This is a genomic window from Streptomyces wuyuanensis (assembly GCF_900103455.1).
Classification (GTDB): domain Bacteria; phylum Actinomycetota; class Actinomycetes; order Streptomycetales; family Streptomycetaceae; genus Streptomyces; species Streptomyces wuyuanensis.
Map to the genome: position 1 here is coordinate 717,003 of NZ_FNHI01000001.1, position 15,655 is coordinate 732,657.

Below are 15,655 nucleotides of genomic sequence, written 5' to 3' on the forward strand. Positions count from 1 at the left end.
CAGGCAATGGCGGCGCATCAACTCCCCGACCGGATGGGCGACTTCGCGCGATACCTGAGGGCGGTGGCGGAGCGCCTCGACCCCGAGAGCGGCTGGTACGGAGTGTTCCGGCGCCGGGACCCCGAGGGGCTGACGGCCTGTCTGCGGGGCGCGGAGGTCCCCCCGTGGGACTTTGTGGAGTCGCTCCTCCACGACCTCGCGGCCGACGACGGGGAAGTGGCGCACGCCCGCGGACTGCATGCCGCGGCGGCGGCCGCCCACGACCGCCGCCCGGGCGGCGGCGAAGCCCTTCGGGAGCGGCTGGAACTGATGCGCCGCGAACAGGCCCGCGCAGCCGAGCGGGGCCGGGACCTGATGCGCCGACTCGCCGCCGTACCCGAGGGCACCGCCGCGTACCGGGACCTCGCCCACGATCTCGCCTGGGCCAACGACGACCACACCCGCGCGACCTCGCGCCGTGCCGAACTCGCCACCCGCGTAGCCGCGCTGGCGCCCCCCTCCGGACCGCCTGCCGGAGCCCCTTCGGACCCGGCGCCGTACGGCCGGGGCCCGGCCCCGGTCCACCACCACGCGCCGGAGGCAGGGGCGTTCGGCGTGACCGCCTCGGCGCCGGAGCGAGGCCGTGACGCGGCCGGGGGCGCGGCGACGGGCGGTGCCGGGAACGAACCGGAGTCATGGGCCGGACGCCTCCGCGGCGCGCGGCCGTTCGCGGCGGGGACCCGGGCGGGGCCGGGGGAGGCGGCCGGGGAATCCGGGCCCGGGTGGGGGCGCGGGCCTGCCGCCGGGGTGGAGCGTCCCGGCGTGCGGGCCGGTTCGGCGGCGGGTGGGGGCGAGGCGCCGCAGGCCGCCGGAGACGGCACGGCCGGACCCGGACGCGCCCCCGGGCGCGAGGCGCGCAGAGGCGCCAAACGGAGGCCGCGCGGGGCGCGGTACGCCTGGCTCGACGACGAGGCGGCCGAGAGCGGGAGCGAGCCCGAAGCCGTGCCCGGCGCACCGGAGCTGCCCGTCGCCGCCGAACGGCCCCGCGGGGCGCGGTTCGGCGGGGGCGCGGACGCCGAGCCGGCCGCCGCCGGCCGCCCGGCGGCCGCGCCCACCGGTGAGGAGGACCACCGCGCCGCCCTCGCGACCGTCGCCGCGCTGCGGCAACTGCGCGCCGAGGGCCGTGGCGGGGAGGCCCACGTCCTGCTGTGCGAGGCCGCGTCGGGCCCCGCGGCCCGGCTGCCGTTGCTCGCCGCCGAACTGCACCGCTGCGGGCTCGGTGCCGACTGGCCCACCCTGCTCTGGGAGGTGGCCTCGCTGCCGCCGGACCGGCTCGCCGAGGCCGCCGGTGCCCTCGCCGAGGCGGGCCGCGACGACGACTGCGGCCGGCTGCTGCGCCAGGGCGTCGCCCGCCCCGCCGACGAGATCGCCGACGCCGTCCTGGCGCTCGGCGACGCGGGCGGCCGCCGCGAAGGGGAGGTGCTGCTCACGGCCTTCCTCCGGGTCCGCACCCCGGAGGAAGGCGCGCGGATCGCCGCCGCCGACCCCCCGCGCCTCGTGCCGCAACTGCTGTCCGCCGCCCGCGCGGTGTCGCCCGCCCGTGAGCGCGATCTGGTCCACGCACTGCGCGTCGCAGGTCTCATCGGCGCCTGAAAAAGTACGGTATACGCTGTATGTCGACCGCTCGGGTGCGAAACATGATCGACACTGCGGGTTGACGACGATGGTCTTGCCCCAGTGTGTGACGGGGCTTACGTTCTCCTCCTACGCATCGCGTCTACGTGCGTAGAGGCTCTGACGTCTTGTCGAAGGAGCAGCTCATGACCAACGTCGTTCGCGCCGCACTCGTCCAGGCCACCTGGACCGGCGACACCGAATCCATGATCGCCAAGCATGAGGAGCACGCCCGTGAGGCGGCCCGGCAGGGCGCCAAGGTCATCGGGTTCCAGGAGGTGTTCAACGCCCCGTACTTCTGCCAGGTGCAGGAACCGGAGCACTACCGCTGGGCGGAACCCGTCCCGGACGGCCCCACGGTGCTCCGCATGCGGGACCTCGCCCGGGAGACCGGGATGGTGATCGTCGTCCCCGTCTTCGAGGTCGAGGACTCGGGCTTCTACTACAACACCGCCGCGGTGATCGACGCCGACGGCAGCTATCTCGGCAAGTACCGCAAGCACCACATCCCCCAGGTCAGGGGTTTCTGGGAGAAGTACTACTTCAGGCCCGGCAACGCGGGCTGGCCGGTGTTCGACACCGCGGTCGGCAGGGTCGGCGTCTACATCTGCTACGACCGCCACTTCCCGGAGGGCTGGCGCCAACTCGGACTCGGCGGTGCCCAGTTGGTCTACAACCCGTCGGCCACCTCCCGCGGCCTGTCCGCGTACCTGTGGCAGCTGGAGCAGCCCGCCGCGGCCGTCGCCAACGAGTACTTCATCGCCGCCATCAACCGGGTCGGCCAGGAGGAGTACGGCGACAACGACTTCTACGGCACGAGCTACTTCGTCGACCCGCGCGGCCGGTTCGTCGGGGACGTCGCCAGCGACAAGGAGGAGGAACTGGTCGTCAGGGACCTCGACTTCGACCTGATCGACGAGGTGCGGCAGCAGTGGGCCTTCTACCGCGACCGCCGGCCCGACGCGTACGAAGGGCTGGTCCGGCCGTGAACGACCTGTACGAGCGGCACCGCGCCGTCATTCCCGACTGGGTCGCGCTCTACTACAGGCAGCCCGTGGAGATCACCCACGGGGAGGGCCGGCACGTCTGGGACGCGGAGGGCAACCGCTACCTCGACTTCTTCGGCGGCATCCTCACCACCATGACCGCCCACGCCCTCCCCGAGGTCACCAAGGCGGTCGGCGAGCAGGCCGGGCGGATCATCCACTCCTCGACGCTCTACCTCAACCGCCCCATGGTGGAGCTGGCCGAGCGCATCGCCGCCCTGTCCGGGATCCCCGACGCCCGGGTCTTCTTCACCACCTCGGGCACCGAGGCCAACGACACCGCCCTGCTGCTGGCCACCGCGTACCGCAGGTCCGGCCAGATCCTGGCCATGCGCAACAGCTACCACGGCCGGTCCTTCTCGGCGGTCTCCATCACCGGCAACCGCTCGTGGTCGCCGACGACGCTCTCCCCGGTGCAGACCCTGTACGTGCACGGGGGCATGCGCACCCGCGGTCCCTACGCGGGGCTCTCCGACGCCCAGTTCGTCGAGGCGTGCGTCGCCGACCTGGAGGACCTGCTCGGCCACACCCACGACGTGGCCGCGCTGATCGCCGAGCCGATCCAGGGCGTCGGCGGCTTCACCTCCCCGCCCGACGGGCTGTACGCCGCGTTCCGCGAAGTCCTCGACCGCCACGGCATCCTGTGGATCGCCGACGAGGTGCAGACCGGCTGGGGCCGCACCGGCGAGCACTTCTGGGGCTGGCAGGCGCACGCGGAGAACGGGCCGCCGGACATCCTCACCTTCGCCAAGGGCATCGGCAACGGGATGTCGCTGGGCGGCGTCGTGGCCCGGGCCGAGGTGATGAACTGCATCGACGCCAACTCCATCTCCACGTTCGGCGGTTCACCCGTCACCGCCGCAGCGGGCCTTGCGAACCTCTCGTACCTGCTGGAGCACGATCTGCAGGGCAACGCGCGGCGCGTCGGCGGACTGCTCATCGAACGGCTCCGCGCCATCACCGCCGGGGTCCCCGCCGTGCGCGAGGTGCGCGGGCGCGGACTGATGATCGGCATCGAACTGGTCCGGCCCGGCACGGACGAGGCGTCCCCGGAGGCCGCCGCCGCCGTGCTCGAAGCCGCTCGCGAAGGCGGACTGCTGATCGGGAAGGGCGGCGGTCACAACACCAGCGTGCTGAGGATCGCACCACCGATGTCCCTGACCGTCGCCGAGGCGGAGGAAGGCGCCTCGATCCTCGAACGCACCCTGCGCAGCCTCTAGTCCACGCGAGGGGAAGACCATGAGCAACCGCACACTGATCCGCGGCGGACTCGTCCTCACGGCCGCCGACGAGACCCACGCCGACGTCCTGGTCGAGGACGGCCGCGTCGCCGCCCTCGCCGCGCACGGGTCCACCGCTGCCGAGAGCTGGACCGCCGACCGCACCATCGACGCCACGGGGAAGTACGTCATCCCCGGCGGGGTCGACGCGCACACCCACATGGAGCTGCCGTTCGGCGGCACCTTCGCGTCCGACACCTTCGAGACCGGCACCCGGGCCGCCGCCTGGGGCGGCACCACCACCATCGTGGACTTCGCCGTCCAGACCAAGGGCCAGACCCTGCGCGAGGGACTCGACGCCTGGTACGCCAAGGCCGACGGCAACTGCGCGATCGACTACGGCTTCCACATGATCCTCTCCGACGTCAACGAGTCGTCGCTGAAGGAGATGGACCTGCTCGTCGAGGAGGGCGTCACCTCCTTCAAGCTGTTCATGGCCTACCCCGGCGTCTTCTACAGCGACGACGGGCAGATCCTGCGCGCCATGCAGCGCGGCACCGCCAACGGCGGGCTGATCATGATGCACGCGGAGAACGGCATCGCGATCGACGTCCTCGTCGAACAGGCCCTGGCCCGCGGCGAGACCGACCCGCGCTACCACGGCGAGGTCCGCAAGGTCCTGCTGGAGGCTGAGGCCACGCACCGCGCCGTCCAGCTCGCCCGGGTCGCCGGCGCGCCGCTGTACGTCGTCCACGTCTCGGCCGAGGAGGCCGTCGCGGAGCTCGCCGCCGCCCGGGACAAGGGGCTGCCGGTCTTCGGCGAGACCTGCCCGCAGTACCTGTTCCTGTCCACCGACAACCTCGCCGAACCGGACTTCGAGGGCGCCAAGTACGTCTGCAGCACCCCGCTGCGGCCGAAGGAGCACCAGGCCGCGCTGTGGCGCGGGCTGCGGACCGACGACCTCCAGGTCGTCTCCACCGACCACTGCCCGTTCTGCTTCTCCGGGCAGAAGGACCTCGGCCGCGGCGACTTCTCCAAGATCCCCAACGGGCTGCCGGGCGTGGAGAACCGGATGGACCTGCTGCACCAGGCGGTGATCGACGGCCACATCTCGCGCCGCCGCTGGATCGAGATCGCCTGCGCCGCACCCGCCCGGATGTTCGGCCTCTACCCGAAGAAGGGCACCATCGCGCCGGGCGCCGACGCCGACATCGTCGTGTACGACCCGCACGCGGAGCAGGTCCTCTCCGCCGAGACCCACCACATGAACGTCGACTACTCGGCCTACGAGGGCAAGCGGATCACCGGCCGGGTGGAGACCGTGCTCTCGCGGGGCGAAGTGGTCGTCGACGGACGGGAGTTCACCGGCCGGGTCGGCCACGGCGTGTTCACCCCCCGCTCGACCTGTCAGTACCTGAACTAGCGGAACCCGACCCAGGAGGTCCCGGTGGACTTCGGACTCGTCCTGCAGACGGACCCGCCCGCTTCGGCGGTCGTCGGTCTGATGCGGCGCGCGGAACGCAACGGCTTCCGCTACGGCTGGACGTTCGACTCGGCGGTGCTGTGGCAGGAGCCGTTCGTCGTCTACAGCCAGATCCTGGAACACACCCGGAAGATGCACGTCGGCCCGATGGTCACCAACCCCGGGACCCGGACGTGGGAGGTCACGGCCTCGACCTTCGCCACCCTGAACGACATGTTCGGCAACCGCACCGTCTGTGGCATCGGCCGCGGCGACTCCGCCATGCGGGTGGCCGGGCGCAAGCCCAACACCCTGGCCCGGCTGGGCGAGGCGATCGGCGTCATCCGCGATCTCGCCGAGGGCCGCGAGGCGGTCGTCGACGGGCAGCCCGTGCGGATCCCGTGGGTACGGGACGGGAAACTGCCGGTGTGGATGGCGGCGTACGGGCCGAAGGCACTCGCCCTCGCCGGGCAGAAGGCCGACGGCTTCATCCTCCAGCTCGCCGACCTCTACCTCACCGAGTGGATGGTCAAGGCCGTCCGCGAGGCGGCCGCCGAGGCCGGCCGCGACCCGGACGACGTCACCATCTGCGTGGCCGCCCCGGCGTACGTGGGGGACGACCTCGGACACGCCCGCGACCAGTGCCGCTGGTTCGGCGGGATGGTCGGCAACCACGTCGCCGACCTGGTCTCGCGCTACGGGGAGCACTCGGACATGGTGCCGGAGGCCCTCACCGCGTACATCAAGGAGCGGCAGGGGTACGACTACAGCCACCACGGCCGGGCCGGGAACCCGTCGACGGACTTCGTACCCGACGAGATCGTCGACCGGTTCTGCCTGCTGGGCCCGCCGTCCGCGCACATCGAGAAGCTGCGGGCGCTGCGGGACCTGGGCGTGGACCAGTTCGCCGTCTACAACATGCACGACGCGAAGGAAGCGACGATCGACGCCTACGGCGCGGAGATCATCCCCGCACTCGACCGCTGACGGGCACCGAACACCCCCACGCGACCGCCCGACCGAGCTGAAGGGTCCAGGCCATGACCGCGACCGTTCCCCCGGCACCCTCCCCGTCCCCCTCCGACTCCGGCCAGCTCACCGACGCCCAGGGCCGGGTGGAACTCGCCCCCGGCGCGGTCCCCGCCGGAGGCCGCTTCGTCAACAACGACCTGCTTCCCGTCCCGCTCGCCAACCGCCACTGGACCACGTACAACTTCGCCGCGCTCTGGGTCGGGATGGCCCACAACATCCCGTCCTGGCTGCTCGCCTCCGGGCTCGTGGCGCTCGGCATGGACTGGAAACAGGCCGTGTTCACGATCGCGCTGGCCAATGTGATCGTGCTGTTCCCGATGCTCCTGACCGGTCACGCCGGTCCGAAGTACGGCATCCCCTTCCCCGTGCTCGCCCGCGCCTCCTTCGGGCTGCGCGGCGCCAACCTGCCCGCACTGATCAGGGCCGCGGTCGCCTGCGCCTGGTTCGGCATCCAGACCTGGATCGGCGGGCAGGGCATCTTCGTCCTGCTCGGCACCATCTTCGGCGGCTGGACCAAGGCGGCCGAGATCGCCGGCCAGCCGTGGACGCTGTGGCTCTGCTTCGTCGTCTTCTGGGTGATGGAACTCGCCATCATCTACCGGGGCATGGAGACGCTGCGCCGCTTCGAGAACTGGGCCGCGCCGTTCGTCATCGTGGGCGCGCTGGTGCTGCTGGTCTGGATCGCCATGAAGGCCGGCGGCTTCGGCCCGCTGCTCGACCAGCCCTCCAAGCTCGGCTGGGGCGAGGACTTCTGGCCGGTCTTCTTCCCCTCCCTCATGGGGATGATCGCCTTCTGGTCCACGCTGTCCCTGAACATCCCGGACTTCACCCGCTTCGGCGCCGGCCAGCGCGCCCAGGTCTGGGGCCAGACGCTCGGCCTGCCCACGACGATGACCCTGTTCGCGCTCCTGTCGGTGTTCGTCACCTCCGGATCCCAGGCCGTCTACGGCGCGCCGATCTGGGACCCGGTGCAGCTCGCCGCCAAGACGGACAACGTCTTCGGTCTGCTGTTCGCCCTGGTGACCGTGCTGATCGCGACGATCTCCGTGAACATCGCGGCGAACGTCGTGTCCCCCGCGTACGACCTGGCGAACCTCGCGCCGCGCTTCATCAACTTCCGTACCGGCGCCCTGATCACGGGTGTCGTCGGTGTCCTGATCATGCCGTGGAAGCTGACCGAGACCCCCGAGCTGTACATCTTCACCTGGCTCGGCCTGGTCGGCGGGCTGCTGGGAACGGTCGCCGGCATCCTGATCGCCGACTACTGGATCGTCCGCCGCACCCATCTGGAACTGGCGGACCTCTACCGGCCCGAGGGCCGCTACTGGTACTCGTCCGGCTGGAACTGGCGGGCCGTCGCGGCCTTCGCCGTCGGCGGGGTCCTGGCGATCGGCGGCTCCCACTCCGCCCCCGGGAAGGGGCCGTTCCCCGAGGACGGTCTGATCCCCCTCCTGAAACCGCTCGCGGACTACGGCTGGGCGGTGGGGCTCGCCGCCTCGCTGCTGCTGTACACCGTGCTGATGCTGCCGCAGCGCCGCAGGCACGGCTGATCGACCGGCGTGACCCGGGGCCCGGACCGCTCCCCAGCGGCCCGGGCCCCGGGCGCCGAAGGGGGCCCGCCCCGTACGGGGGTGGTATACGGGGTGGGCCCGGCGGCGGGCCTCAGCGGCTGTCGCGCTGGGCCGCCACGATCGTGCGGACCGTGCGGTCGGCGCCTCCCGAACGGCGCTGGACGCGCTCCGAGAAGCCGGGGAACTGGCCGCCGATGGCGCTCAGGATCCTCATCTCCGGCGGGGCGACGTTCACTTCCGCCCGGTTGCGCTCGATCGCGCGAACGACCCCCATGACGACCTGGCGGGGCGAGACCGTGCGCATTCCCGCCGGAGGCTCGGCGCCGGTCGCCGCGAACATGCCCGCGTCCCGGACGAAACCGGGCTGCACGAGCGACACGCCGACCCCGTGTTCGTGCAGGTCCTGCCGCAGCCCGAGCGCGAAGCCCCGCAGACCGAACTTGGTCGCGTTGTAGAGCGCGGAGTGCTTCGTCGCCGTCTTGCCCGAGATGGAGCCCACGAAGACGAGTTGGCCGCGGCGCGCCTCGACCATGGCCGGGGCCAGCAGCCGGGCCAGCATGGCCGGCGCGCGGAGGTTGACCGCCAGGGCGCGGTCGATCTGGTCGGGGGTGTAGTCGAGCAGCTCGCCGCTGGACGGCAGCGCGGCGTTGGCCAGCAGGATCTGGGTCCCGGACGCCTCGGCGGCGAGGCGTTCCACGTCCTGCGGGTCGGCCAGATCGGCGACGACGGCGCGGGCGCCGTACTCCTTCGCCAGCGGCTCGACGGCGTCGCGCCGGCGCCCCGTGAGGATCAACCGGGCACCCCGCCGGGAGAGTTCCTCGGCCAGCGCGGTGCCGATGCCGCCGGTGACACCGGTGAGCAGAACGGTTGATCCGTTGATGCGCATCTGGTTACCCTCCAGTTCTGTTCGTTCGAACGAACGATAAGGAGCACAGGGTGGTCATGTCCACAGCGGATTTCTCCGGCCTCGCCGAGCAGGCCAGGAAAGTGAAGGAAGGTCAGACCACCTCGGTGGAGCTGGTCCGGGCGGCGCTGCAGCGCATCGAGGCCAGCCAGCCCACCCTCAACGCCTTCCGGCACGTCCGCGCCGAGGCCGCCCTCGCCGAGGCCGAGGAGGCCGACCGGCGCCTCGCGGCGGGGGAGCGGGCGCCGCTGCTCGGCGTACCCCTCGCCGTGAAGGACGACACGGACGTGGCCGGACTGCCCACCCACTTCGGCTGCCAGGGCGAGCGGGCGCCCGCGGTCGCCGACGGCGAGGCGGTACGGCGGCTGCGCGCGGCCGGCGCCGTCGTCGTCGGCAAGACCAACTCCTGCGAGCTCGGGCAGTGGCCGTTCACCGAGGGCCCGGCCTTCGGCGCCACCCGCAACCCCTGGTCCACGGACCACACCCCCGGCGGCTCCTCGGGCGGCTCCGCGGCCGCCGTCGCGGCCGGGCTGGTGCCCGCGGCCCTCGGCTCGGACGGCGGCGGCTCCATCCGCATCCCCGCCGCCTGGACGCATCTCGTCGGCATCAAGCCGCAGCGCGGCCGCGTCTCGCTGCACCCCCAGACCGACGCCTTCAACGGGCTCACGGTCAACGGGCCGCTGGCCCGCACCGTCGCCGACGCCGCGCTGCTGCTCGACGCCGTCCAGGGCTCCCACCCGGAGGACCTGCACCGGCCCGACGCCGTCGACGCCTCCGCCGCCGCCCGCCGCGAGCCCGGCCGGCTGCGCATCGCCCTCGCCTGGCGGCCGCCGCTCACCCTCAGCGGCGCCCGGCCCCACCCCGAGGTCCGGCGGGCCGTCGCCGACCTCGCCGAGGCACTCGCCCGGCTGGGCCACCACGTCGAGGAGGCCCGGCCCCGCTACGGGCTGATGGGCCTCGGCTTCGTCTCCCGCGGCACCGCGGGCGTGGCAGAGTACGCCGCCCTCCACCCCGAACCCGCGCTGCTCGACCCGCGCACCCGCACGGCACTGCGCAACGGCAGGCTGCTCGGCGGGCCGATCGTCCGGGCCGCCCGCGCCCGCGAGGTGCGCCAGCACCGCCGTATCGGCGCGCTGTTCGACACCTACGACGTGCTGCTCACCCCGACCACCGCCGCGCCCCCTCCGCGCATCGGCACGTTCGACGGCCTCGGCGCCTGGCGCACCAACGCCGCCATGGCCGCCGTCTGCCCGTACGCCTGGCCCTGGAACGTCCTCGGCTGGCCGGGGGTCAACGTCCCAGCCGGCTTCACCTCCGAAGGGCTGCCCGTCGGCGCGCAGCTGCTCGGCCCGGAGGGCTCGGAGGAACCGCTGATCTCGCTGGCCGCCCAGCTGGAGGCCGACCGGCGATGGCACGAGCGCCGCCCCGACCCGCTGAGGACGTGGAGCGCCCCGGTGGAACAATGACGCGCATGCCCAGCCAGACCAGCGTCTCCGCGGAGCCCGCCGCACCCGCCATACCCCCGACCCGGCAGCGCATCATCGGCGCCGTCCTGCGCATCATCGGCCAGGACGGCATCGCCGCGGTCACCAACCGGCGGATCGCCAAGGAGGCCGGGGTCTCCCTCGGCTCGGTCACCTACCACTTCTCCAGCCAGCACGAGCTGCTGCGCGAGTCGCTGCTGCACTTCGTCCGCGAGGAGACCCGGCGCTTCACCGAACTCGCCGACGCGGGCGAGGCGGAGGGCGTCGACATCGACGGCGCGGCCGCCCTGGCAGCCCAGGTCGCGGACGGCACCGTCTTCGACAGCGAGCACATCGCGCCCTTCGAGCTCTACATCCAGGCGGGCCGCGACGAACGGCTGCGCGAGGCGGCGGCCGAGTGCTTCGGCGCGTACGACCGCCTCGCCGTCCAGATCCTCACGGCTCTCGGCGTCCCCGAGCCGCACCGCCTCGCCGCCCACACCGTCGCCCTCGTGACCGGCCTCCAACTGCGCCGCCTGGCCACCGGTTCACCGGCCGAGGAACTCACCGACGCCCTGCTCCTCCTCGTCCGCGGCGCGCTGAGCGAGGACGGGGCGCGGGCCGGCGGACCGGACGCCGGGGCTACCTGACCATCCGGAACTCCGGGTGCCGCAGCCAGGACTCCATGAAAGCGGCGTCGCACACATGCGTGTACCGGACCACGCCGTCCCCCGAGGTGTACGGGACTTCGTGCACGACCCCGCCGATGCCGCCGACCAGCGCGCGGGCCGCCGCCGGTGCGGCGGCCTCCTGCTCCGGACCCTCCCCGTGGAGGTCGTACCGGTGGCCCAGCAGGCCGTTGCAGCCGATGAGCGCCCCGAGCCGCCGGGCGAGCGAGGCGGTCGGATGCCCGAGGAGCCGGTGGCTGTCGCGTCCCGGGACGTACGCAGAGACGACGATCTCCTGGACCGGAGACCGCTCGAACCCGCCGAGTTCGTACTCGGCGAAGACGTCCTCGCTCTCCTCGGCCATGTGGAACGGGTTGCCCCCGCCGCGCACATCGCCGGCGCCGATGGGCGTCGCGTCCTCGATCCACACGTCCAGGCCCCCGCCCGGCACCGGTTCGACCGGCCGGCAGAACGTCCCCAGCCAGCTCACGGTGGCGTCCCACCCCGTGTCGGTGAGCCGCTCGAAGAGCAGCAGTGACGCCGCGGGGCCGGGCACGCCCTCACGGTACGCGCGCCGTCCACTCGGGCGTGGCGAATTTCCGGGCCGTGAGGTCCTCCGCCAGGGCCAGCTCCCGGGGTGTGACCCCGCCGTCCACCAGGCCGTGGCGCGCGCGGAACGAGTCGATCATCCGCCCGATGACGGCCTCGCGCGACAGCCCGGTCTGCCGGCGCAGCGGGTCGACCCGCTTGTTCGCGCTCCTCGTGCCCTTGTCCGAGAGCTTCTCGCGGCCGATGCGCAGCACCTCGGTCATCTTGTCCGCGTCGATGTCGTACGCCATCGTCACGTGGTGCAGCACCGCCCCGCCGTCGGCGACGCGCTTCTGCGCCGCGCCCGCGATCTTCCCGGCCTCCGAGGTGATGTCGTTGAGCGGCTGGTACCAGGCCTTCACCCCCATGTCGCCGAGTGCGCCGAGGACCCAGTCGTCGAGGTAGGCGTAACTGTCCGCGAAGGACAGCCCGGAGACGAGGGAGCCGGGCACGGAAAGGGAGTACGTGATCGTGTTCCCGGGCTCGATGAACATCGCGCCCCCGCCGGAGATCCGCCGGACGACCGTGATCCCGTGCCGCTCCGCCGCGGCGGGATCCACCTCGTTGCGCAGTGACTGGAAGCTGCCGATGACGACAGCGGGGGCGCCCCACTCCCACACCCGCAGCGTCGGCGGGCGCCGCCCCGCCGCGACCTCGGCCGTGAGAACCTCGTCGAGCGCCATGTGCAGGGCCGGCGACCGGGGCCCGTCGTGGACGAGCTGCCAGTCGTGGTCGGTCCAGTCGGTGGCGTTCGCCACCGCCCGGCGCACGGCGACGCCCACGCCCTCGGCGGTCAGTCCGTACATCTCGGTCCCCGGCGGCAGCGCCGCGTCGATCCGCGCGGCCAGCCCCGCGGCGTCGAGTTCGGCGGGCGCCCCTTCCAGTGCGCGGTCGACCGCCGTCAGCGCCTCGTCGGGTTCGAGGAAGAAGTCCCCGGACACGCGCACGTCCCGCAGGACGCCCTCCCGCACGTCGAGATCGACGACGACCAGCTTTCCCCCGGGAACCATGTACTCACCGTGCACAGCTCCGCCTCCGACCGTCCGTTCCGCGCGCTTCGTGGTGAACGCCCGCGGGGCGCGGAGTAGTCCCGGCGCCCCCTGCACTGACCCTGCCGGCCGGGGTGCGGGCTGCGTACGCTGCCGAGGGCATGCGGAACCGCTCGCGGGCGGAAGCCCGTGGCGCGGCACGGCCTCCACCGCGCCGCCGGCGCCCCGTACCGGCCGGTCCCCGCAGCGGACTGATCCGCGCGACCCCGAGGGAGCCGCCTCACATGTTCACCACCCGGCCCACCCTGCAGGGCACCTTCGGCATGGTGTCCTCCACCCACTGGCTGGCCTCGCAGTCCGCGATGGCCGTGCTGGAGGACGGCGGGAACGCGTTCGACGCGGCCGTGGCCGCCGGCTTCGTCCTGCACGTCGTCGAGCCGCACCTCAACGGCCCGGCGGGCGAGGTGCCCGTCGTCCTCGCGCCCGCCGGGGGCGACGTGCGGGTCCTGTGCGGGCAGGGGCCCGCGCCCGCGGGAGCGTCCATCGGGCACTACAGGTCCCTCGGGCTCGAGCTGGTCCCGGGCACGGGCCCGCTCGCCGCGGCCGTGCCCGGGGCGTTCGACGCCTGGATGGTGCTGCTGCGCGACCACGGCACCAGGACGCTCGCCCAAGTGCTGCGGTACGCCGTCGAGTACGCCGAGCACGGGCATCCGCCCGTCGAGCGGATCGGCGAGACGGTGGAGACGATGCGCCCGCTGTTCGAGACGGAGTGGACCAGCTCCGCCGAGGTGTACCTGCCCGGCGGCCGCGCGCCGCGGCCCGGCGAGCCGCTCCGCAACCCCGCGCTGGCCGCGACCTGGCGGCGCCTGATCGCGGAGGCGGGCGGAGGGAGCCGTACCGACCAGATCGAACGGGCGCGGGGCGTCTGGCGCGAGGGCTTCGTCGCCGAGGCGCTCGTCCGGCAGTCCGGCGTACCGACCACGGACACCACCGGCCGCCGCCACGCCGGCACCCTGACCATGGCCGATCTCGCCGGCTGGTCGGCGTCCTACGAGGCGCCGGCGACGTACGACTGGCGGGGCTGGACCCTGTGCAAGGCGGGCGGCTGGAGCCAGGGCCCGGTCCTGCTGCAGCAACTGGCGCTGCTGCCGCCCGAGCTGCCCGAGTACGGGTCCGCCGAGTACGTCCATCTGCTCGTCGAGGGCTGCAAACTGGCCATGGCCGACCGGGAGGCCTGGTACGGCGACGCCGCCGACGTGCCGCTGGACGAGCTGCTGTCGGAGCCGTACAACGCCGGGCGGCGGGCCCTGATCGGCGCGAAGGCGTCGCACGAACTGCGTCCGGGCCGGCCCGGCGGGCGGGTGCCCGCCCTCGCCGCACACGCCCTCGCCGTCGCGGCCGGAGAGCGGGGCACCGCGGGCGGCACGGCTGCGGGAGCGGGCGAACCGACCGTCGCGCGGAACGGCGCCACCCGCGGCGACACCTGCCACCTGGACATCGTGGACCGCTGGGGCAACATGGTGGCGGCCACCCCCAGCGGCGGCTGGCTCCAGTCCAACCCGGTCGTGCCGGAGCTCGGCTTTCCGCTGGGCACCCGGCTGCAGATGGCCTGGCTCGACCCCGGACTGCCGAACTCCCTGACCCCCGGGCGGCGTCCGCGCACCACGCTCAGCCCGTCGCTGGCGCTGAGGGACGGGGCGCCGGCGCTGGCCTTCGGCACCCCGGGCGGCGACCAGCAGGACCAGTGGCAGTTGCACTTCTTCCTCTCCGTGGCCCTCCGTGCCGAAGTGCGGGGCGGGCTCGACCTGCAGGGCGCGATCGACGCCCCCAACTGGCACAACGACAGCTTCCCCGGCTCGTTCCATCCGCGCGGAATGCGCCCGGGAGCCGTCACCGTGGAGTCGCGCACGGACCCGGAGACCGTGGCGGAGCTGCGCCGCCGCGGCCATGACGTCACGGTCGGCGAGCCCTGGTCGGAGGGCAGGCTGTGCGCGGTCGCACGGGACCCGCGGACCGGCGTGCTGTCCGCCGCGGCGAACCCGCGCGGCATGCAGGGCTACGCGGTGGGCCGCTGACCGGTCACCGGGCGTTCACCTCGGCGCCGCCGGGAGTCGGCCAGGTGTCCGCCGACCGGTCACCGGGCGGCAGCGGGAATGTCGGTCCGGCGTGCTTAGCTGGTCGTATGACCGAAGAGTTTCTGTCCGGGACGATGGGAAACCCCTGGGAGTCCACCACCCTCGCCCTGGTCGAGGAGGCGGTGCGCAAGGCGGCCGCCTCCGAGATCATGCCGCGCTTCCGCCGGCTCGCCGAGCACGAGATCGTCGAGAAGAACGGCCCGCACGACCTCGTGACCGTCGCCGACCGCAGCGCCGAGGAGCATCTGACGGCGTCCCTCACGGCCCTGCTGCCCGGCTCGGTGGTCGTGGGCGAGGAGGCCGTCCACGCGGATCCGGCGGTGTACGAGGCGATCAGGGGCGACGTGCCGGTGTGGATCGTCGACCCGGTCGACGGCACCCGGCAGTTCGTCCACGGCGCCCCGGGCTTCTGCACGCTCGTCGCGCTGGCGCGCCACGGCGAGGTGCTGGCGTCGTGGACGTACGCGCCGGCGCTCGACGAGATGGCGGTCGCGGTGCGCGGCCACGGCGCCCGGGTCGACGGCGCGGAAGTGCGGCCGGGCGCACCGGAGCCCGGCCGGGTCCTCCAAGTGGCCATGTCCCACCCGGACTTCACGACGCCTCAGGAGAAGAGGGCCCTCCTCGCCCTGCGGACCGAGGGCGTCCACTCCCGGCCGTGCGGCTCCGCCGGTCTGGAGTACCTCGCGGTGGCCCGCGGCGAGCTGGACGGAATCGCCTTCTCCTGGGAAAACGCGTGGGACCACGCGGCGGGACTGCTGCTCGTCGAGGAGGCCGGGGGTACGGACCTGACGCTGACCGGCGAGCGGTTCCGCATCACGGGCGGCAACGCGCTGCCCTTCACCGCGGCACGGGACGCGGCGACGGCACGGCTCATCCACGAACTCCTCGTCTCCGGCGCGGAGTAGGACGGGGCCGCGGGGGGGG

At 73.4% G+C, this 15,655-nt stretch carries 13 protein-coding genes; 10 read left to right on the forward strand and 3 right to left on the reverse strand.

Going from position 1 to position 15,655, the window contains the following annotated elements; genetic code table 11:
• The first annotated feature begins 6 nt into the window (after positions 1-6).
• The 6 genes from BLT82_RS03035 (at position 7) to BLT82_RS03060 (ending at position 7,963) form a co-directional block, all read left to right on the forward strand.
• Positions 7-1,632: a YML083C domain-containing protein gene (locus BLT82_RS03035; protein WP_093652177.1), complete on the forward strand. Its 1,626-nt coding sequence runs from the start codon at positions 7-9 to the stop codon at positions 1,630-1,632.
• Between the two features lie 167 nt (positions 1,633-1,799).
• Complete coding sequence (locus tag BLT82_RS03040) at positions 1,800-2,642, forward strand: nitrilase-related carbon-nitrogen hydrolase (RefSeq protein ID WP_093652178.1); 843 nt, start codon at positions 1,800-1,802, stop codon at positions 2,640-2,642.
• The gene (locus BLT82_RS03045; RefSeq protein WP_093652179.1) at positions 2,639-3,919 is read left to right on the forward strand and encodes an aspartate aminotransferase family protein; all 1,281 of its coding nucleotides are present in this window, start codon (positions 2,639-2,641) and stop codon (positions 3,917-3,919) included. Before BLT82_RS03040 ends, BLT82_RS03045 begins: the two co-directional genes overlap by 4 nt.
• A gap of 19 nt (positions 3,920-3,938) precedes the next feature.
• Complete coding sequence (gene hydA, locus BLT82_RS03050; protein ID WP_093652180.1) at positions 3,939-5,342, forward strand: dihydropyrimidinase; 1,404 nt, start codon at positions 3,939-3,941, stop codon at positions 5,340-5,342.
• A gap of 24 nt (positions 5,343-5,366) precedes the next feature.
• Positions 5,367-6,368, forward strand: coding sequence for a TIGR03842 family LLM class F420-dependent oxidoreductase (locus BLT82_RS03055; RefSeq protein ID WP_093652181.1), 1,002 nt, complete (start codon positions 5,367-5,369; stop codon positions 6,366-6,368).
• A 53-nt stretch (positions 6,369-6,421) separates the two neighbouring features.
• Positions 6,422-7,963, forward strand: coding sequence for an NCS1 family nucleobase:cation symporter-1 (locus tag BLT82_RS03060; protein WP_093652182.1), 1,542 nt, complete (start codon positions 6,422-6,424; stop codon positions 7,961-7,963).
• 112 nt (positions 7,964-8,075) lie between these two features.
• Here the strand turns inward: BLT82_RS03060 and BLT82_RS03065 are convergent, their stop codons facing one another.
• Positions 8,076-8,870 carry an SDR family NAD(P)-dependent oxidoreductase gene (locus BLT82_RS03065; RefSeq protein WP_093652183.1) on the reverse strand — a complete coding sequence of 265 codons (795 nt, stop codon included), beginning with the start codon at positions 8,868-8,870 and terminating at the stop codon, positions 8,076-8,078.
• Positions 8,871-8,926: 56 nt separating this feature from the next.
• Here BLT82_RS03065 and BLT82_RS03070 point away from each other — a divergent pair, with 56 nt between their 5' ends.
• Positions 8,927-10,354: an amidase gene (locus BLT82_RS03070; RefSeq protein ID WP_093652184.1), complete on the forward strand. Its 1,428-nt coding sequence runs from the start codon at positions 8,927-8,929 to the stop codon at positions 10,352-10,354.
• A gap of 5 nt (positions 10,355-10,359) precedes the next feature.
• Positions 10,360-11,001 carry a TetR/AcrR family transcriptional regulator gene (locus BLT82_RS03075; RefSeq protein WP_093652250.1) on the forward strand — a complete coding sequence of 214 codons (642 nt, stop codon included), beginning with the start codon at positions 10,360-10,362 and terminating at the stop codon, positions 10,999-11,001.
• Here BLT82_RS03075 and BLT82_RS03080 read toward each other — a convergent pair.
• Complete coding sequence (locus BLT82_RS03080) at positions 10,994-11,575, reverse strand: DUF6368 family protein (protein WP_093652185.1); 582 nt, start codon at positions 11,573-11,575, stop codon at positions 10,994-10,996. The genes BLT82_RS03075 and BLT82_RS03080 overlap by 8 nt on opposite strands.
• Positions 11,576-11,579: 4 nt before the next feature.
• Positions 11,580-12,632, reverse strand: a complete 1,053-nt coding sequence (locus BLT82_RS03085; protein WP_167745944.1) for a lipoate-protein ligase LplAB — start codon at positions 12,630-12,632, stop codon at positions 11,580-11,582.
• A gap of 248 nt (positions 12,633-12,880) precedes the next feature.
• On the opposite strand from BLT82_RS03085, the gene BLT82_RS03090 reads away from it, so the two are divergent.
• Positions 12,881-14,671, forward strand: a complete 1,791-nt coding sequence (locus BLT82_RS03090) for a gamma-glutamyltransferase family protein (RefSeq protein WP_093652186.1) — start codon at positions 12,881-12,883, stop codon at positions 14,669-14,671.
• A gap of 107 nt (positions 14,672-14,778) precedes the next feature.
• The gene (locus BLT82_RS03095) at positions 14,779-15,636 is read left to right on the forward strand and encodes an inositol monophosphatase family protein (RefSeq protein WP_093652187.1); all 858 of its coding nucleotides are present in this window, start codon (positions 14,779-14,781) and stop codon (positions 15,634-15,636) included.
• Positions 15,637-15,655: the final 19 nt, after the last annotated feature.